At 70.5% G+C, this 17,731-nt stretch carries 17 protein-coding genes; 8 read left to right on the top strand and 9 right to left on the bottom strand.

Features of this window, described 5'->3' with window-relative positions; translation table 11 throughout:
• Positions 1-138: 138 nt before the first annotated feature.
• From pgl to tkt, 5 genes are read right to left on the bottom strand one after another with little or no spacing between them, the layout of a single operon-like run.
• A complete protein-coding gene (gene pgl, locus ACFWJX_RS39175; RefSeq protein ID WP_383251666.1) occupies positions 139-921 on the bottom strand; it encodes a 6-phosphogluconolactonase in 783 nt (260 codons plus the stop codon).
• The gene (opcA, locus tag ACFWJX_RS39170; protein WP_383251664.1) at positions 918-2,030 is read right to left on the bottom strand and encodes a glucose-6-phosphate dehydrogenase assembly protein OpcA; all 1,113 of its coding nucleotides are present in this window, start codon (positions 2,028-2,030) and stop codon (positions 918-920) included. The genes pgl and opcA overlap by 4 nt, the downstream gene beginning before the upstream one ends.
• On the bottom strand, positions 2,027-3,550 hold the full coding sequence (gene zwf, locus ACFWJX_RS39165; protein ID WP_383251662.1) for a glucose-6-phosphate dehydrogenase: 1,524 nt from the start codon (positions 3,548-3,550) through the stop codon (positions 2,027-2,029). Before zwf ends, opcA begins: the two co-directional genes overlap by 4 nt.
• A 4-nt stretch (positions 3,551-3,554) precedes the next feature.
• Positions 3,555-4,673 (bottom strand): transaldolase, encoded by a 1,119-nt coding sequence (gene tal, locus ACFWJX_RS39160; RefSeq protein ID WP_383251661.1) that lies wholly within the window; start codon positions 4,671-4,673, stop codon positions 3,555-3,557.
• Between the two features lie 33 nt (positions 4,674-4,706).
• Positions 4,707-6,794 carry a transketolase gene (gene tkt / locus ACFWJX_RS39155; RefSeq protein ID WP_383251659.1) on the bottom strand — a complete coding sequence of 696 codons (2,088 nt, stop codon included), beginning with the start codon at positions 6,792-6,794 and terminating at the stop codon, positions 4,707-4,709.
• Positions 6,795-7,192: 398 nt separating this feature from the next.
• Here tkt and ACFWJX_RS39150 point away from each other — a divergent pair, with 398 nt between their 5' ends.
• The 4 genes from ACFWJX_RS39150 to ACFWJX_RS39135 all read left to right on the top strand — a co-directional run bounded on the left by ACFWJX_RS39150 (position 7,193) and on the right by ACFWJX_RS39135 (position 10,079).
• Positions 7,193-8,161: a heme o synthase gene (locus ACFWJX_RS39150; RefSeq protein WP_383251657.1), complete on the top strand. Its 969-nt coding sequence runs from the start codon at positions 7,193-7,195 to the stop codon at positions 8,159-8,161.
• A 94-nt stretch (positions 8,162-8,255) separates the two neighbouring features.
• Entirely contained in the window at positions 8,256-8,612 is a 357-nt protein-coding gene (locus tag ACFWJX_RS39145) for a hypothetical protein (protein ID WP_383251655.1), read from the top strand.
• 79 nt (positions 8,613-8,691) lie between these two features.
• Positions 8,692-9,798: an amidohydrolase family protein gene (locus ACFWJX_RS39140; RefSeq protein ID WP_383251653.1), complete on the top strand. Its 1,107-nt coding sequence runs from the start codon at positions 8,692-8,694 to the stop codon at positions 9,796-9,798.
• The gene (locus ACFWJX_RS39135) at positions 9,795-10,079 is read left to right on the top strand and encodes a hypothetical protein (RefSeq protein ID WP_383251652.1); all 285 of its coding nucleotides are present in this window, start codon (positions 9,795-9,797) and stop codon (positions 10,077-10,079) included. The genes ACFWJX_RS39140 and ACFWJX_RS39135 overlap by 4 nt, the downstream gene beginning before the upstream one ends.
• 1 nt (position 10,080) lies before the next feature.
• Here the strand turns inward: ACFWJX_RS39135 and ACFWJX_RS39130 are convergent, their stop codons facing one another.
• From ACFWJX_RS39130 to ACFWJX_RS39115, 4 genes are all read right to left on the bottom strand, one after another.
• Complete coding sequence (locus tag ACFWJX_RS39130; protein ID WP_383251650.1) at positions 10,081-11,091, bottom strand: heme A synthase; 1,011 nt, start codon at positions 11,089-11,091, stop codon at positions 10,081-10,083.
• A 46-nt stretch (positions 11,092-11,137) separates the two neighbouring features.
• Positions 11,138-11,908 carry an ABC transporter permease gene (locus tag ACFWJX_RS39125; RefSeq protein ID WP_383251647.1) on the bottom strand — a complete coding sequence of 257 codons (771 nt, stop codon included), beginning with the start codon at positions 11,906-11,908 and terminating at the stop codon, positions 11,138-11,140.
• An 88-nt stretch (positions 11,909-11,996) separates the two neighbouring features.
• A complete protein-coding gene (locus ACFWJX_RS39120) occupies positions 11,997-12,920 on the bottom strand; it encodes an ABC transporter ATP-binding protein (protein WP_383251645.1) in 924 nt (307 codons plus the stop codon).
• Between the two features lie 78 nt (positions 12,921-12,998).
• The gene (locus tag ACFWJX_RS39115; RefSeq protein WP_383251643.1) at positions 12,999-13,796 is read right to left on the bottom strand and encodes an aminoglycoside N(3)-acetyltransferase; all 798 of its coding nucleotides are present in this window, start codon (positions 13,794-13,796) and stop codon (positions 12,999-13,001) included.
• Between the two features lie 161 nt (positions 13,797-13,957).
• Between ACFWJX_RS39115 and ACFWJX_RS39110 the strand changes: the two genes are divergently transcribed.
• The 4 genes from ACFWJX_RS39110 (at position 13,958) to ACFWJX_RS39095 (ending at position 17,727) form a co-directional block, all read left to right on the top strand.
• Positions 13,958-14,749 carry a helix-turn-helix transcriptional regulator gene (locus ACFWJX_RS39110; protein ID WP_383251641.1) on the top strand — a complete coding sequence of 264 codons (792 nt, stop codon included), beginning with the start codon at positions 13,958-13,960 and terminating at the stop codon, positions 14,747-14,749.
• Positions 14,746-16,167, top strand: a complete 1,422-nt coding sequence (sufB, locus tag ACFWJX_RS39105) for a Fe-S cluster assembly protein SufB (RefSeq protein WP_319256565.1) — start codon at positions 14,746-14,748, stop codon at positions 16,165-16,167. Before ACFWJX_RS39110 ends, sufB begins: the two co-directional genes overlap by 4 nt.
• 61 nt (positions 16,168-16,228) lie before the next feature.
• Positions 16,229-17,410: a Fe-S cluster assembly protein SufD gene (sufD, locus tag ACFWJX_RS39100; protein WP_383251639.1), complete on the top strand. Its 1,182-nt coding sequence runs from the start codon at positions 16,229-16,231 to the stop codon at positions 17,408-17,410.
• Positions 17,410-17,727, top strand: a complete 318-nt coding sequence (locus tag ACFWJX_RS39095) for a bifunctional 3-phenylpropionate/cinnamic acid dioxygenase ferredoxin subunit (RefSeq protein WP_383251638.1) — start codon at positions 17,410-17,412, stop codon at positions 17,725-17,727. Before sufD ends, ACFWJX_RS39095 begins: the two co-directional genes overlap by 1 nt.
• The last annotated feature ends 4 nt before the right edge of the window (positions 17,728-17,731 follow it).

Genomic DNA, 17,731 nt, shown 5'->3' with positions numbered 1-17,731 from the left:
GGGGTGGGGTGTTTTGGCGTGTCCGGTGCAATGTTGGGTGGGTGTGAGGGGGGGGGGTTTGTGGGGGGGGGGCCCGGGGGGGGGGGGGGGGGGGGCCCCCCCCCCCCCCCCGCCGCCCTCAGCCGTTGACGCCGCCGGTCAGGGCGAAGCCGGCGGATACAGCGAGCGCGGCAGTTGCGACGCCGCCGCCGAGTCCAGCAGCCACAGGGTCCGGGAGCGGCCCCGGGCACCCGCCGCCGGGGCCTGGATCTCGCCCGCGCCCGACAGTGCGATGGCCGCCGCCTGAGCCTTGTCCTCGCCGGCCGCCAGCAGCCACACCTCACGTGCCGCCCGGATCGCCGGGAGGGTGAGGGTGGTGCGGGTCGGCGGCGGCTTGGGCGCGCCGCGCACGCCGACCACCGTGCGCTCGGTCTCCCGTACGGCCGGCAGCTCGGGGAAGAGCGAGGCCACGTGGGTGTCCGGGCCGACGCCCAGCATCAGGACGTCGAAGGAGGGCACGGCACCATGGTTCTCCGGACCGGCCGCGCGGGCCAGTTCCTCCGCGTAGCCGGCCGCGGCCGCCTCCACGTCGGAGCCGTAGGGGCCGTCCGACGCGGGCATGGCGTGCACGCGCTTCGGGTCCAGGGGCACGGAGTCCAGCAGGGCCTCGCGGGCCTGTGTGACATTGCGGTCCGGGTCGCCCTCGGGCAGGAACCGCTCGTCGCCCCACCACAGGTCGATCCGGCCCCAGTCCACGGCGTCGCGGGCGGGCGCCGCCGCCAGCGCGGCCAGCAGACCGTTGCCGTTGCGGCCGCCCGTGAGGACCACGGACGCGTGACCCCGGGAGGCCTGCGCGTCCACGATCTTCGTGATCAGACGGGCCGCGGCGGCCTGGGCCATCAGGTCCTTGTCGCGGTGCACGACGAGCTGGGGCGTACTCACTTCGCGGCCGCCTTCTTCACCGGTGCCTGCGCCGCCGATTCCTTCGCGGGTACTTTGACAGCCGCTTCGACGGGAGTGGGAACCGCGACCGGTTCTCCTTTGGCTTCTCCTTTGGCCACGGCTTCCGGAGCGTCGGCCGAAGCCTCCGGAGCACCGGCAGAGCCCTGGCCGCTCTTGCCGTCCGAGGTGTTCAACCGCTCCACCCCGAACCGCAACGCCGACGCGTACGTGTCGTCCGGGTCCAGCCGCCGCAGCTCCTCCGCGATCAGCTCGGCCGTGTCCCGGCGCTGGAGCGCCACCGCACGGTCGGGCTGCCCGTCGATGGACAGCGTGGCCAGCGAGCCGTCGGCCCGGTCCAGCACGATCGGGCCGCAGTCCGTGGACAGCCGGACCGCGGTGAGGCCGGGCCCGCCGGACAGCGAGCGCTGCACGGGCACGTCCAGCCGGTCGCCGAGCCACATCGCGAGCAGCTCGCAGCTCGGGTTGAACTCCTCGCCCTCCACCTCCACCGACTCGACCTTGCAGGTGACCTGGTCGAGAGCCGCGGCCAGCATCGAACGCCAGGGCGTGATGCGGGTCCACGACAGGTCGGTGTCGCCGGGGGTGTAGGTCTCGGAGCGGGCCGTCAGATCCCGTACCGGCTGCTCGGCGGCGTAGGTGTCGGTGACACGGCGCTGGGCCAGCGCGCCGAGCGGGTCGGCGGCCGGGTCGAGCGGCGCGTTCACCGGCCACCAGACGACGACGGGCGCGTCCGGCAGCAGCAGTGGCAGCACGACCGACTGCGCGTGGTCGGCCACCTCGCCGTACAGCCGCAGGACGACCGTCTCGCCGGTGCTCGCCTCCGCGCCCACCCGCACCTCCGCGTCCAGCCGGGACTTGGTGCGGTCGCGGGGGGAGCGGGAGACGCGCTTGATGACCACGAGCGTGCGCGAGGGGTGCTCGCGCGACGCGTCGCCCGCGGCTTTGAGCGCGTCGTACGCGTTCTCCTCGTCCGTGACGATGACCAGCGTGAGCACCATGCCCACGGCCGGCGTGCCGATGGCCCGCCGGCCCTGCACCAGCCCCTTGTTGATCTTGCTGGCCGTGGTGTCCGTGAGGTCTATCTTCATGGCCGGCGCCAGCTCCGTCCGTCTCGTTCGAGCATCTCGTCCGCCTCGACGGGTCCCCAGGTACCGGCCTGGTACTGGGCCGGCTTCCCGTTCGCGTCCCAGTACTGCTCGATCGGGTCGAGGATCTTCCAGGACAGCTCGACCTCCTCGGTGCGCGGGAAGAGGTTCGAGTCGCCGAGCAGGACGTCCAGGATCAGCCGCTCGTACGCCTCGGGGCTGGACTCCGTGAAGGACTCGCCGTACGCGAAGTCCATCGACACGTCCCGGATCTCCATGGAGGTGCCGGGGACCTTGGAGCCGAAGCGGACCGTGACGCCCTCGTCGGGCTGGACCCGGATGACGATCGCGTTCTTGCCCAGCTCCTCCGTCGCCGTGTGGTCGAAGGGGGAGTGCGGAGCGCGCTGGAAGACGACAGCGATCTCGGTGACGCGGCGGCCCAGACGCTTGCCGGTGCGCAGATAGAAGGGGACGCCCGCCCAGCGGCGGTTGTCCACCTCCAGCTTGATGGCCGCGTAGGTGTCGGTCTTCGACTTCGGGTCGATGCCCTCCTCCTGGAGGTAGCCGACCGCCTTCGCGCCGCCCTGCCAGCCGGACGCGTACTGACCGCGCACGGTGTCGCGGCCGAGGTCCTTCGGCAGCCGGACGGCTCCGAGCACCTTGGTCTTCTCCGCGGCGAGCGCGTCCGCGTCGAAGGAGGCGGGCTCCTCCATCGCGGTCAGCGCCATCAGCTGGAGCAGGTGGTTCTGGATGACGTCACGGGCGGCACCGATGCCGTCGTAGTACCCGGCCCGGCCGCCGATGCCGATGTCCTCGGCCATCGTGATCTGCACATGGTCCACGAAGGACCGGTTCCAGATCGGCTCGAACATCGTGTTGGCGAAGCGCAGCGCCAGGATGTTCTGGACGGTCTCCTTGCCCAGGTAGTGGTCGATGCGGAAGACCTGGTCGGGGGCGAAGACCTCCTCGACGGTCGCGTTCAGCTCCTCGGCCGACCTCAGGTCGTGGCCGAACGGCTTCTCGATGACCGCGCGCCGCCAGGAGCCGCCCCGCTGGTCCGCCAGGTTGTGCTTCTTCAGCTGCTGGATGACCACGGGGAAGGCGCCGGGGGGCACCGACAGGTAGAAGGCGAAGTTGCCGCCCGTGCCCTGCGCCTTGTCGAGTTCCTCGATCGTCGAGCGCAGCCGCTCGAAGGCCTCGTCGTCGTCGAAGGTGCCCTGCACGAAGCGCATGCCCTGGATGAGCTGCTGCCAGACCTCCTCGCGGAAGGGGGTGCGGGCGTGCTCCTTCACCGCGTCATGGACCTCCTGCGCGAAGTCCTCGTGGGCCCATTCGCGGCGGGCGAACCCGACCAGCGAGAAGCCCGGCGGCAGCAGACCCCGGTTGGCGAGGTCGTACACCGCGGGCATCAGCTTTTTGCGTGACAAATCACCCGTGACACCGAAGATGACCAGACCGGACGGCCCCGCGATACGCGGGAGCCGTCGGTCTGCGGGGTCACGCAGCGGATTGCTGCTCGACAAATTCTCAGCCTTCCGAAGGGGCGAGGCGCTGGAGCTCCGCCTCGGTCGACTTGAGCAGGTCGTTCCAGGACGCCTCGAACTTCTCGACGCCCTCGTCCTCCAGCAGCTGCACCACGTCGTCGTACGAGATCCCGAGCTTCTCGACCGCGTCGAGGTCGGCACGGGCCTGCTCGTAGGTGCCGGCCACCGTGTTGCCGGTGACCTCGCCGTGGTCCTCGGTGGCGAACAGGGTCGCCTCCGGCATGGTGTTCACCGTGTTCGGCGCCACCAGGTCGACGACGTACATCGTGTCCCGGTACGCCGGGTCCTTCACGCCGGTGGAGGCCCACAGCGCACGCTGCTTGTTCGCGCCCGCCTTCTCCAGCGCGCTCCAGCGGTCACCCGCGAAGACCTCTTCGTACGCCTGGTAGGCGAGCCGGGCGTTGGCGACGCCGGCCTTGCCGCGGGCGGCCTTGGCCTCGTCGGTGCCGAGCGCGTCGAGCCGCTTGTCGATCTCGGTGTCCACGCGGGACACGAAGAAGGACGCAACGGAGTGGATCTTCGACAGGTCCAGGCCGCGCTCCTTGGCCTTCTCCAGGCCGGCCAGGTAGGCGTCCATGACCTGGCGGTAGCGCTCCAGGGAGAAGATCAGCGTGACGTTGACGCTGATGCCGAGGCCGATGACCTCGGTGATCGCCGGAATGCCGCCCATCGTGGCCGGAATCTTGATCAGCGTGTTGGGGCGGTCGACCAGCCATGCCAGCTGCTTGGCCTCGGCGACCGTGGCCTTGGTGTTGTGGGCGAGACGCGGGTCGACCTCGATGGACACCCGGCCGTCCTGGCCGCCGGTGGCGTCGAAGACCGGGCGCAGGATGTCGGCGGCGTCCCGGACGTCCGCCGTCGTGATCATGCGGATGGCCTCTTCGACGGTGACCTTGCGGGCGGCGAGGTCGGAGACCTGCTGGTCGTAGCCGTCGCCCTGCGAGATCGCCTTCTGGAAGATCGACGGGTTGGTGGTGACGCCCACGACGTGCTGCTGGTCGATCAGCTCGGCGAGGTTGCCGGACGTGATGCGCTTGCGCGACAGGTCGTCCAGCCAGATCGCGACGCCCTCCTCGGAGAGGCGCTTGAGTGCGTCTGTCATGGAATTACATCTCCTACGTGTCGTATGTGGGCGTCAGCGCTGGGCGGCGGCCAGGGATTCCCGGGCCTTGTCGGCCACGTTCTCGGCAGTGAAGCCGAACTCGCGGAAGAGGACCTTGCCGTCGGCCGAAGCACCGAAGTGCTCCAGGGAAACGATGCGGCCGGCGTCCCCGACGTACTTGTGCCAGGTGAGACCGATGCCCGCCTCGACGGCGACCCGGGCCTTCACGGAGGGCGGCAGCACGCTGTCCCGGTACCCCTGGTCCTGCTCCTCGAACCACTCCACGGACGGCATGGACACGACCCGCGTCGGCACTCCGTCGGCTTCCAGCTGCTCGCGCGCCTCGACGGCCACATGCACCTCGGAACCGGTCGCGAGGAGGATCACCTCGGGCGTCCCGGAGGAGGCCTCGAACAGGACGTAACCGCCCTTGGCCGCGTCCTCGCTGGGCGCGTACGTCGGCACGCCCTGGCGGGTGAGGACCAGACCGTGCGGGGCGCCCTTGCCGAAGACCTTGGTGTAGCGCTTGAGGATCTCGCGCCAGGCGATCGCCGTCTCGTTGGCGTCCGCCGGGCGGACCACGTTCAGGCCGGGGATCGCGCGCAGGGCGGCCAGGTGCTCGACCGGCTGGTGCGTCGGGCCGTCCTCACCGAGACCGATGGAGTCGTGCGTCCACACGTACGTCACCGGCAGGTGCATCAGGGCCGACAGGCGCACCGCGTTGCGCATGTAGTCGGAGAAGACGAGGAACGTACCGCCGTAGATGCGGGTGTTGCCGTGCAGCGCGATGCCGTTCATCTCCGCTGCCATCGAGTGCTCGCGGATGCCGAAGTGGATCGTGCGGCCGTACGGGCTCGCCTCCGGCAGCGGGTTGTCCGCCGGGAGGAACGACGACGTCTTGTCGATCGTCGTGTTGTTCGAACCGGCCAGGTCGGCGGAGCCGCCCCACAGCTCGGGGATGACCGCGCCGAGCGCCTGGAGCACCTTGCCGGACGCGGCACGGGTGGCGACACCCTTGCCCGTCTCGAAGACCGGGATCTTCTCCTCCCAGCCGGCCGGCAGCTCGGCCGCGGCGACGCGGTCGAACTCGGCCGCGCGCTCCGGGTTGTTGTCCCGCCACAGCTGGTAGGACTTCTCCCACTCCGCCTTCGCCTGGGCACCGCGCTCCAGGGCCTGCCGGGTGTGGCCGATGACCTCGTCGGAGACCTCGAAGGACTGCTCCGGGTCGAAGCCCAGGACGCGCTTGGTGGCCGCGACCTCGTCGTCGCCGAGCGCCGAGCCGTGCGCGGCCTCGGTGTTCTGCGCGTTCGGGGCGGGCCAGGCGATGATCGAGCGCATCGCGATGAACGACGGCCGGTCCGTGACCTGCTTCGCCGCCTCGATGGCGTCGTACAGGGCGTGCGGGTCGAGGTCGCCGTCCGGCTTGGGGGCGACGCGCTGCACGTGCCAGCCGTACGCCTCGTACCGCTTGACGGTGTCCTCGGAGACGGCCGTCTCGGTGTCGCCCTCGATGGAGATGTGGTTGTCGTCCCACAGCAGGACGAGGTTGCCGAGCTTCTGGTGACCGGCCAGCGAGGACGCCTCGGCGGAGATGCCCTCCTGGAGGCAGCCGTCGCCGGCGATGCAGTAGACGAAGTGGTCGAAGGGGGACTCGCCCTGCGGCGCCTCCGGGTCGAACAGACCGCGCTCGTAGCGGGCGGCCATCGCCATGCCCACCGCGTTGGCGACACCCTGGCCCAGCGGACCCGTGGTGGTCTCGACGCCCACGGTGTGCCCGTACTCCGGGTGACCGGGGGTCTTCGAGCCCCACGTCCTGAAGGACTTCAGGTCGTCCAGCTCCAGGCCGAAGCCGGCCAGGTACAGCTGGGTGTAGAGAGTCAGGGACGAGTGGCCCGCGGACAGCACGAAGCGGTCGCGGCCGACCCAGTCGGCGTCGGCGGGGTCGTGGCGCATCACCTTCTGGAAGAGGGTGTACGCGGCAGGCGCCAGGCTCATCGCCGTACCGGGATGGCCGTTGCCGACCTTCTGTACGGCGTCGGCGGCCAGGACGCGTGCGGTGTCCACGGCCCGCTGGTCCAACTCGGTCCACTCGAGGTCTGTGGTGGTCGGCTTGGTGCTCACCCTGGGTCAGGGCTCCTCTCCACATGTCGAATACCGGTTGCTTCGGGCGCGCGCCCACCGGCTGCCGGTGACTGGATAACCACCGGCCGCTGTCGAGCCTACCCCCGTAAGGACGTGCGTTTTTTCGAGTCATTCCAGACTGCCGGGCCATCCGGGGATCCGCCTGCCGACTGGCCGAAGTCGCATTCGGCACATGAATACGGAGCCGCTCATCTGACTGCTCAATCGAGCCTCAGTACGAGAGATGAGCGCACCCCCGAGCGAGGGCCGAAACGGCTGCTGAGGGCCCCCTCCCAACACGACCCCACCCCCGCGGAGGCCGGGGTATGGGCAACGTCTACAGTGGCGTGGTACGCGCGAGCCTTTACCCCGACTTCACACGGGTGAGGCTCGCTGGGATGTCTCTGTCAGGGGTGTGCGTGACGGCCGTTGAATCCCGTCCAGCGGGGGTTATCGGGACGAGCCAGAGCCCGAGCCGGCGGCCGGTGGGGGCCCGCGTCATGGCGTTCGTGGCGCTGACCAAGCCGCGGATCATCGAGCTGCTGCTCATCACCACCGTTCCGGTGATGTTCTTGGCCCAGCAAGGTGTGCCGGACCTCGGTCTGGTGCTGCTCACCTGCCTGGGCGGCTATCTCTCCGCGGGCGGCGCCAACGCGCTGAACATGTACATCGACCGCGACATCGACGCTCTGATGGACCGCACCTCGCAGCGCCCGCTGGTCACCGGAATGGTCAGCCCGCGCGAGTGCCTCGCCTTCGGCATCAGCCTCGCGATCGCCTCGACGCTCCTGTTCGGCCTGACCGTCAACTGGCTGTCCGCCTGGCTCGCCCTCGGCGCGCTCCTCTTCTACGTCGTCGTCTACACGATGATCCTCAAGCGCCGCACCTCGCAGAACATCGTCTGGGGCGGCATCGCGGGATGCATGCCGGTCCTCATCGGCTGGTCCGCCGTCACCGACTCCCTCTCGTGGGCGCCGGTCGTCCTCTTCCTCGTCATGTTCTTCTGGACCCCGCCGCACTACTGGCCGCTGTCCATGAAGGTGCGCGAGGACTACGCGCGCGTGGGCGTGCCGATGCTGCCGGTCATCGCCTCCAACAAGGTCGTCGCCCGGCAGATCGTCATCTACAGCTGGGTGATGGTCGCCGTCTCCCTGCTGCTGACCCCGCTGGGCTACACCGGCTGGTTCTACACCACGGTCGCCCTCGCGGCCGGCGGCTGGTGGCTGTGGGAGGCCCACTCGCTCCAGAACCGCGCGAAGGCGGAGACCGCGGGCGGGAAGCTGAAGGAGATGCGGCTGTTCCACTGGTCCATCACCTACGTCTCGCTGCTGTTCGTGGCCGTCGCGGTGGACCCCTTCCTGCGCTGAGGAACCTCTGAACGGCCCGACGGCCGGGGTGCGTGGCCAAGGCCACGCACCCCGGCCGTCGCCGTTTGATCTACCCGTCGGTAGCATCCTGGCCATGGCAGACACCAAGCAGGCTGACGAGACCGCAGAAGCCAAGCAGGCCGCCAAGGCCGAGCGAACGGCGGCCCGCCTCGCCAAGCGGATCAGCGCGTTCTCCAAGGAACACGGCGGGGCCGAGGGCCAGATCGCCCACCTGGGCGAGCGCGGCGCCCGGATCGTGCTCGTCGGTGAGGACGGCGGCTGGGGCGACCTCGTGGCGCCCGACATGGAGATCGCCGCGAAGGCGGTGGAGAAGTCCGGGATCACCGTGCACGAGGACTTCGACGGCGAGTTCGCCGCCAAGGTGACGACTGGGCCGTACGAGTGGTCCCGGATGGCCGGCATCCAGGTCGGCGGCCCGCGCAACACCTGAGCAACACCTGACGCCGGGTTCACCCGTTAGGACGTGTGAGGAGTACACCGAGCACACGGTCCAGCCGCGGGAGCCCCGGATGATCGAAACACCGTCCCTGGTGGACCAGTACTGCCACGGAGTCCTGAGAACAGAACTGGGCCTCGGCACCTTCGAGGCCCAGCTGGCCCGCACCGAGGGCCCGCCGGCGCCCGGCACCACGCTGTTCGACACCCAGACCGGCTTCGCGGTACGCCGCTGGTGCCCCCCGCTGCTCGGCCTGGAACCGCACTGCCCGCCCGCCCGCTATCTCGCCCGGCGCCGCGAACTCGGCGTACTGGAGTCGGGCCGCCGGCTGCTGCGCGGCAGCGGGATCACCACCTACCTCGTCGACACCGGCCTGCCCGGAGACCTCACCGGCCCCGACGAGATCGCCGCCGCGGGCGACGCCGAGGCCCGCGAGATCGTGCGGCTGGAACTCCTCGCCGAGCAGGTCGCCGACACCTCCGGCACCGTCGAGTCCTTCCTCGCCAACCTCGCCGAGGCGGTGCACGGCGCCGCGGCGACCGCCGTGGCCTTCACCTCCGTGGCGGGCGTGCGCCACGGCCTCGCCCTCGCGCCCGAGCCGCCCGGACCGGGGGAGGTCCGGGGCGCCGCGGGCCGCTGGCTCGCCGGGCGCCGGGTCGGCGGGGAGCTGAGCGACCCGGTGCTGCTGCGGCACCTGCTGTGGATCGCCGTAGCCTCGGGGCGACCCCTGCAACTCCACGCGGGCCTCGGCGAACCGGGTCTGCGCATCGACCGCACCGACCCCGTCCTGCTGACCGACTTCGTCCGCGCGACGGCCGGCCTCGGCACCGACCTTGTCCTGCTGCACGGCTACCCCTACCACCGGCACGCCGCCCACCTCGCGGGCGTCTTCCCGCACGTCTACGCCGACTCCGGGGCCGCCCTCGTCCGCACCGGCGCCCGCGCGGCGACGGTCCTCGCGGAGATCCTGGAGCTGGCCCCCTTCGGCAAGATCCTCTTCTCCAGCGGCGCCCGGGGCCTGCCCGAACTGCACGTCGTCGGCGCCCGCCTGTTCCGCGAGGCCCTGGCGCGGGTGCTCGGCGGCTGGGTGACGGAGGACGCCTGGTCGCTGACGGACGCCCAGCGGGTGGCGGGCCTGGTCGCGGCGGGGAACGCGCGGCGGGTCTACGGGCTGGGATGAGCGAGCGCCCCACGGGCCGCGGCACGCGGTACCGGGTCGACCTGGGCCTGGTGACCTTCGCGCGGGCGACGGCCACGCGGCGGGAGGGCCGGCTGACCTCCAAGCGCGAGGCGCCGGCGGAGCTGCCCGGTCTCGGGGCGCCCGCGCGCCCGCCGAGATCGTCGAGACCGTCGAGGACATCCGACGGCGTCGCTACGGCGAGCCCGCTCCCGTCCGCCCCACCGCCTCCCAGGAGGAGTGGCGGCCCCGCGATCGACGGCCTGGTGGCGGCCTACACCTGAGTCACGCGCGCGAGCCGACCGCGGCCTCCGCCGCGGGGCCCGGCAGGCCGACTGCCGGCTCGGAACGTTCGCGCAGGGCCAGCAGTACGCGGATAGTCGCGATCCACACCAGGGCCGAGCCGAGCATGTGCAGTCCGACCAGGAGTTCCGGAAGGTCCGTGAAGTACTGGACGTACCCGATGACGCCCTGGGCGAGGAGGATCACGAAGAGGTCGCGGGTGCGGTCCAGCGCCGGCCTGGGGGAGTCGACGGCCCTGAGGACGAACCACAGGGCGAAGGTCAGCGTCACCACGATCCAGGCCAGCACCGCGTGCACCTTGCTGACGGTCTCCCAGTCCAGCGGCATCCGCTCGACCTCGCTGGAGTCACCCGCGTGCGGGCCCGCGCCGGTCACCACCGTGCCGACCAGGATCAGCAGGACCGTGGCCGCGACGAGCACCCGGACGAGCTGTTGCACGGACTTCCCGACCAGCGGACGGGCCTCCGTGTCACCCTCCCGCGTGCGCTGCCACATCACCACGGCGATCGCGATCAGCGCCGACGTCGCCACGAAGTGCGCGGCGACCGTGTAGGGGTTGAGGCCGACGAGAACCACGATGCCGCCGAGCACGGCGTTGCTCATGACCACCCAGAACTGGGCCCAGCCCAGCCGGGTGAGGCTGCGCCGGTACGGCTTCTGCGAGCGGGCGGCGATGATGGCCCAGCCCACCGCGGCGCACAGTACGTACGTCAGCATGCGGTTGCCGAACTCGATGGCGCCGTGGAAGCCCATCGCACCGGTCGTGGTCAGCGAGTCGTCGGTGCACTTGGGCCAGGTCGGGCAGCCGAGGCCGGAGCCGGTGAGCCGTACGGCACCGCCGGTGACCACGATGACCACCGACATCACGAGCGCGGTGAGCGCCGCCCGCTGAACCGTCCGGGGGGTGGGGGTCCAGCGTGCGGCGATGAAGGCGAGGGGATTGCGCACGGCTGCTACGGCGTCGGCGCGGGTCACGTTTGGCACGCCGTCCATCGTAGGGGGCCGCTTGTGCACGGTTTCACGAGGGTCCGGGTTCGGGTCATTCCCAGCGGAAGAACCGCCCGGCGGCGGCCAGACCGGCGACCGCCCACACGGCGAGGATCCCCAGTTCGCCCCACGGCATCCCGGCCCCGTGCTGGAGCACGTCCCGCAGCCCGTCCGACAGCGCCGAGATCGGCAGCACGCCGAGCACGGCCTGGGCGCCGGAGGGGAACTTGTCCAGCGGCACGATCACCCCGCCGCCCACCAGCAGCAGCAGGAACACCAGGTTGGCCGCGCCCAGCGTGGCCTCCGCCTTCAGCGTGCCCGCCATCAGCAGACCGAGCCCCGAGAAGGCCGCCGTGCCGAGGACGAGCAGCAGTACGACGGCGAACGGGTTGCCCTGCGGTGACCAGCCCAGCGCGAACGCGATCACCGTGAGCAGGACGATCTGGAGGACCTCCGTGACCAGCACGGCAAGCGTTTTCGCGGTCATCAGCCCCCAACGGGGGAGTGGGGAGGCCGCCAGCCGCTTGAGGACGCCGTAACGGCGCTCGAACCCGGTCGCGATGGCCTGCCCGGTGAACGCCGTCGACATCACGGCGAGCGCGAGGATGCCGGGGGTCAGGAAGTCGACGGCCTCGCCGGCACCGGTGTCGATGATGTCCACCGAACTGAACAGCACCAGCAGCAGGGTCGGGATCACGACGGTGAGCAGCAGCTGCTCGCCGTTGCGCAGGAGCATTTTCGTCTCCAGCGCCGCCTGGGCCCTGATCATGCGGGGCAGGGGTGCGGCCCCCGGCTTCGGCGTGTAGGTGCCGGTGGTCGTCACGAGCGCGGCTCCTTGCCGGTCGGCTCCAGGCTGTGCCGTTCCGGGGGGCGGCCCCCGGACCCCCGGCCGGTCTCATGGCGGGTGGGAATCATGAGCGCAGCTCCTTGCCGGTCAGCTCCAGAAAGACGTCTTCGAGGGTGTGCCGCTCCACCGAGATCCGGTCCGGCATCACTCCGTGCTGCGCGCACCAGGAGGTCACCGTCGCCAGCATCTGCGGGTCGACCTTGCCGATGATCCGGTACGAGCCCGGCGTCAGTTCGGCGGCCGCGCTGTCGGCGGGCAGTGCCTTGAGCAGGGAGACCACGTCCAGGCCGGGGCGGCCGCTGAAACGGAGCGTGTTCTCGGCGCCGCCGCGGCACAGCTCCTCGGGCGAGCCCTGCGCGATGACCCTGCCCGCGTCGATGATCGCGACGTCGTCGGCGAGCTGCTCGGCCTCGTCCATGTGATGGGTGGTCAGGATGACCGAGACCCCGTCCGTGCGCAGGTCACGGACCAGGTCCCAGGTGGCGCGGCGGGCCTGCGGGTCGAGACCGGCGGTCGGCTCGTCCAGGAACACCAGCTCCGGGCGCCCCACGACGGCCATGGCGAGCGCGAGGCGCTGCTGCTGGCCTCCCGACAGCCGCCGGTACGTCGTCCGGCCGCAACCGCCCAGCCCCAGCCGCTCGATCAGCGCGTCCACGTCCAGCGGATGGGCGTGCAGCCTGGCGACGTGCCGCAGCATCTCGTCGGCCCGCGCGCCCGAGTAGACGCCGCCGGACTGGAGCATCACACCGATCCGGGGGCGCAGGTCCGAGGCCTGTCCCACCGGGTCGAGGCCGAGCACCCGGACGGTGCCGGAGTCCGGTTTCCGGTAGCCCTCGCAGGTCTCGACGGTCGTCGTCTTGCCCGCGCCGTTGGGGCCGAGTACGGCCGTCACGCCCGCCTTGGCCACCAGGTCGAGGCCGTCCACCGCGGTCTTCGTGCCGTACCGCTTCACCAGGGCCTGGACCTGGACCACGGGCTCGCTTCGCATGGGTCCAGAGTCTAGGTTCGCGAACGGGCGCCCAGATCGGCGGGGGCGAGAAGCCGCCACCGGCTGCGGCGGGCGCCCTCAGACCTCCTCCGCGCGGGAGCGGTGCACCGCCAGCCACCGCTGCGCGTAGGCCACCGCGTCCGCCACCGGGAACAGCCGGGCGTCGGCCGCGCCCACCTTCGCGCGGACGACGGGACGGTCCCGTTCGAAGTCGTGGCCCAGTTCGTCGAACCGGTCCGAGTCGATCGACACCTCGGTCACCACCTCCCAGCCCGCCGGGCCCGGCCGGCCCGTCCCCACGCGCGGCGCCGGTATCCGGTACTCGGCCAGGTGGAAGCTGGTGCACGTGTCGTAGCCGGCGCCCAGCAGGAGCACCCGGGCGCCGAGCGCCTCCAGACGGGCCAGCGGGCTGCGCTCACCGAGCCGGCAGTCGCGGGCATGGCCCTCGGTCACCTCCGCCGCGCGCGGGCCGAGTGCCGCGAACGAGGTCTGGGGGTGGGCGCTGCGCCGGGCGCCCGGCCAGGTCCGTACGGTCTCCGGGATCACGCCGACCCCGCGGCTGGGGGTGACGAGGGGGTCGTAGGCGGGCATGGCCGCCCGGATCGTCTCCCACCAGGCTTCGGGGACCGGCGGGTTTTCCCAGTGGGACGGGTCCGAGAGGTCGCCGGACTGGGTGGGGACCACGAGGGTGCCGGCCGGGCCGAGCGCGTCGAGCAGTCCTCGGACGACCGCGACAGCCCCTCCGCAGACCCAGCCGAGGGAGCTGAGGGAGGAGTGCACGAGGAGGATTTCGCCGGGTTCGACCCCTAGTGCGCGCAGGTCGGTCGCGAGGGTGCCCCGGGTGACAAGAGGGCCGGTGGGAGGGGGTGTGGGCATGGTCCCGGAGTCTCCCGGAGAGGGCTCGCCGACGCGACCGGTTTGATCGATCGGAGATCGTTCGCGCAGGTCAGATTAGGTATACCTAAGTGACGCAGGGCACCGACCGGTGATCCGGACGCGGCTTGCCTGCCCCTGAGGAATTACGCAACAATGGCGTTGTGAAAAACGTCGGCGAGGCTCGGGTGACCCCCACGGGGACCCCTCAGGAAGAGCTGGCGACCGGTGAGCGCTCCACGCGCAACCGCGTCGCCCGCTCCATCCTGGACCACGGGCCGTCGACCGTCGCCGAGCTGGCCGGACGACTGGGGCTCACCCAGGCGGCCGTACGCCGGCACCTGGACGCGCTGGTCGCCGACGACGTCGTGGAAGCCCGCGAGCAGCGGGTGTACGGAGCGCGGACGCGCGGGCGTCCCGCGAAGGTCTTCGCCCTCACCGACTGCGGCCGCGACGCCTTCGACCAGTCCTACGACAAGCTCGCCACCGACGCCCTGCGCTTCATCCAGGAGCGGTTCGGCGGGGACGAGGCCATCGTCGCCTTCGCTCGCGCGAGGATCGCCGAACAGGCCGCCGGGTACCGCGAGGCGATCGAGGCCGCCGCCCCCGACCAGCGCACCCAGGCCCTGGCCAGGGCCCTGAGTGCGGACGGGTACGCTGCAACGGCACGCAGCGCACCGGTCGGCGAGCAGCTGTGCCAGCACCACTGCCCCGTCGCCCACGTCGCGGAGAAGTTCCCGCAGCTCTGCGAGGCGGAGACCGAGATCTTCTCCCAGCTGCTCGGAACGCACGTCCAGCGACTGGCGACGATCGCGCACGGCGACGGCGTCTGCACGACGTTCATCCCCAAGATTTCCCACACCACTGATCACACCACTGATCACGCCGCTGATCGCAGCGCTGATCGCATCCCTGATATCGCATCTGCAAGCACGGCCGGGAGGAACCCCGCATGACTCTCCCCACGGAGACTGCCCACCCCGAACTCGAGGGCCTGGGTAAGTACGAATACGGCTGGGCCGACTCCGACACGGCCGGCGCCTCTGCGAAGCGCGGCATCAACGAGGACGTCGTCCGCGACATCTCGTCGAAGAAGAACGAGCCGGAGTGGATGACCAAGCTCCGCCTCAAGGGCCTGCGCCTGTTCGAGAAGAAGCCCATGCCGAACTGGGGCTCGGACCTTTCGGGCATCGACTTCGACAACATCAAGTACTTCGTGCGTTCCACGGAGAAGCAGGCGGAGTCCTGGGAGGACCTGCCCGAGGACATCAAGAACACGTACGACAGGCTCGGCATCCCCGAGGCGGAGAAGCAGCGCCTCGTCGCCGGTGTCGCGGCCCAGTACGAGTCCGAGGTCGTCTACCACCAGATCCGTGAGGACCTGGAGGAGCAGGGCGTCATCTTCCTCGACACCGACACCGCTCTGAAGCAGCACCCGGAGCTGTTCAAGGAGTACTTCGGCACCGTCATCCCGGTCGGCGACAACAAGTTCGCGTCGCTGAACACCGCGGTGTGGTCCGGCGGCTCCTTCATCTACGTGCCGAAGGGCGTGCACGTCGAGATCCCGCTGCAGGCCTACTTCCGCATCAACACGGAGAACATGGGCCAGTTCGAGCGGACCCTGATCATCGTCGACGAGGGTGCCTACGTGCACTACGTCGAGGGTTGTACGGCCCCGATCTACAAGTCGGACTCGCTGCACTCCGCGGTCGTCGAGATCATCGTCAAGAAGAACGCCCGCTGCCGTTACACGACCATCCAGAACTGGTCGAACAACGTCTACAACCTGGTCACCAAGCGCGCCGTCGCCTACGAGGGCGCGACCATGGAGTGGATCGACGGCAACATCGGCTCCAAGGTGACGATGAAGTACCCGGCCGTCTACCTGATGGGCGAGCACGCCAAGGGCGAGACCCTCTCCATCGCCTTCGCGGGCGAGGGCCAGCACCAGGACGCCGGCTCCAAGATGGTCCACATGGCGCCGAACACCTCGTCCAACATCGTGTCGAAGTCCGTCGCCCGCGGTGGCGGCCGTACCTCCTACCGTGGTCTGGTGGAGATCGGCGAGGGCGCCCACGGCTCCAAGTCCAACGTGCTGTGCGACGCGCTGCTCGTGGACACCATCTCCCGCTCCGACACGTACCCGTACGTGGACGTCCGTGAGGACGACGTGTCCATGGGCCACGAGGCGACCGTCTCCAAGGTCTCCGACGACCAGCTCTTCTACCTGATGAGCCGTGGTCTGAGCGAGTTCGAGGCGATGGCCATGATCGTGCGCGGCTTCGTCGAGCCCATCGCCAAGGAGCTGCCGATGGAGTACGCGCTGGAACTCAACCGGCTGATCGAGCTGCAGATGGAAGGCGCGGTCGGTTAGGACCCGCCGCCCCGAAGCAGTCGCCAGATTTCTGACGTAGGAAGAGAGCAGACCGACAGCCATGGCTGAGGCTCAGAACATCCCGGTGGGCAGCACGACCGCCGGCCAGATCGCGGTGGCCGCCGAGTCCACCGTCGCGACGCGCATGAGCGCGCCCCCCTCCTTCGACGTGGCGGACTTCCCGGTCCCGCACGGCCGTGAGGAGGAGTGGCGGTTCACCCCGCTGGAGCGGCTGCGTGGCCTGCACGACGGCACCGCGGTCGCCACCGGCGACGGTGTGAAGATCGACATCGACGCCCCGGCGGGCGTCGTCGTCGAGACCGTCGGCCGCGACGACGCGCGCCTCGGCCGGGCGGGCGCTCCCGTGGACCGCGTCGCCGCCCAGGCCTACTCGGCGTTCGAGAAGGCCGGTGTCGTCACCGTCCCCAAGGAGACGGTCCTCACCGAGCCGATCCGCATCGCCGTGCACGGCGAGGGCGGGGTCGCCTACGGCCACCAGGTCATCGAGCTGGGAGCCTTCGCCGAGGCCGTCGTCGTCATCGACCACACCGGTGACGCCGTGCTCGCCGCCAACGTCGACTACATCCTCGGGGACGGCGCCAAGCTGACCGTCGTCTCCGTCCAGGACTGGGACGACAAGGCCGTGCACGTGGGCCAGCACAACGCGCTGATCGGCCGGGACGCGACCTTCAAGTCGTTCGTGGTCACCTTCGGCGGCGACCTCGTCCGGCTGCACCCGCGCGTCACCTACGCCGGCACCGGCGGCGAGGCCGAGCTGTTCGGCCTCTACTTCACCGACGCGGGCCAGCACCAGGAGCACCGTCTCCTCGTCGACCACAACACCCCGCACTGCAAGTCGAACGTCGCCTACAAGGGCGCCCTCCAGGGCGACGGGGCGCACGCGGTGTGGATCGGCGACGTACTCATCGAGGCCAAGGCCGAGGGCACGGACACCTACGAGATGAACCGCAACCTGGTTCTGACCGACGGCGCCCGGGTCGACTCCGTGCCCAACCTGGAGATCGAGACCGGCGAGATCGTCGGCGCCGGACACGCCTCGGCGACCGGCCGCTTCGACGACGAGCAGCTGTTCTACCTGATGGCCCGCGGCATCGCCGCCGACGACGCCCGCCGCCTGGTGGTCCGCGGCTTCTTCGCCGAGCTGGTGCAGCAGATCGGTGTCGACGACATCGAGGAACGTCTCCTCGTGAAGATCGACGAAGAGCTGGAGGCCACGGTCTGATGGCCTTCGTACGCGCCTGTGGGCTGAGCGAGCTGGAGGAGGGCACCCCGAAACGGGTGGAACTCGACGGCACGCCGGTCTCGGTCGTGCAGACCGAGGGGGAGGTGTTCGCCATCCACGACATCTGCTCGCACGCGAACGTCTCGCTCTCCGAGGGCGAGGTGGAGGACTGTCAGATCGAGTGCTGGCTGCACGGCTCCTCGTTCGACCTCCGCACCGGCAAGCCGTCCGGCCTTCCCGCGACGCGCCCCGTCCCCGTATATCCCGTAAAGATCGAAGGGGACGACGTTCTCGTCTCCCTCACCCAGGAGTCCTGAGGCA

Origin of the sequence: Streptomyces sp. NPDC058335 (genome assembly GCF_042723915.1) — a bacterium.
GTDB lineage: Bacteria > Actinomycetota > Actinomycetes > Streptomycetales > Streptomycetaceae > Streptomyces.
The sequence above is the reverse complement of the archived record's forward strand: the minus strand, read 5'-3'. Positions and strand labels throughout refer to the sequence as shown.

What these genes read in the sequence shown, in the direction of transcription:
- tal (WP_383251661.1), bottom strand. Translation starts at nt 4,673, where the DNA reads ATGACAGACGCACTCAAGCGCCTCTCCGAGGAGGGCGTCGCGATCTGG.
- ACFWJX_RS39135 (WP_383251652.1), top strand. Translation starts at nt 9,795, where the DNA reads ATGAGCGAGCGCCCCACGGGCCGCGGCACGCGGTACCGGGTCGACCTG.
- ACFWJX_RS39095 (WP_383251638.1), top strand. Translation starts at nt 17,410, where the DNA reads ATGGCCTTCGTACGCGCCTGTGGGCTGAGCGAGCTGGAGGAGGGCACC.
- sufB (WP_319256565.1), top strand. Translation starts at nt 14,746, where the DNA reads ATGACTCTCCCCACGGAGACTGCCCACCCCGAACTCGAGGGCCTGGGT.
- ACFWJX_RS39150 (WP_383251657.1), top strand. Translation starts at nt 7,193, where the DNA reads ATGTCTCTGTCAGGGGTGTGCGTGACGGCCGTTGAATCCCGTCCAGCG.
- opcA (WP_383251664.1), bottom strand. Translation starts at nt 2,030, where the DNA reads ATGAAGATAGACCTCACGGACACCACGGCCAGCAAGATCAACAAGGGG.
- sufD (WP_383251639.1), top strand. Translation starts at nt 16,229, where the DNA reads ATGGCTGAGGCTCAGAACATCCCGGTGGGCAGCACGACCGCCGGCCAG.
- ACFWJX_RS39130 (WP_383251650.1), bottom strand. Translation starts at nt 11,091, where the DNA reads ATGGACGGCGTGCCAAACGTGACCCGCGCCGACGCCGTAGCAGCCGTG.
- ACFWJX_RS39120 (WP_383251645.1), bottom strand. Translation starts at nt 12,920, where the DNA reads ATGCGAAGCGAGCCCGTGGTCCAGGTCCAGGCCCTGGTGAAGCGGTAC.
- ACFWJX_RS39145 (WP_383251655.1), top strand. Translation starts at nt 8,256, where the DNA reads ATGGCAGACACCAAGCAGGCTGACGAGACCGCAGAAGCCAAGCAGGCC.
- ACFWJX_RS39115 (WP_383251643.1), bottom strand. Translation starts at nt 13,796, where the DNA reads ATGCCCACACCCCCTCCCACCGGCCCTCTTGTCACCCGGGGCACCCTC.
- ACFWJX_RS39140 (WP_383251653.1), top strand. Translation starts at nt 8,692, where the DNA reads ATGATCGAAACACCGTCCCTGGTGGACCAGTACTGCCACGGAGTCCTG.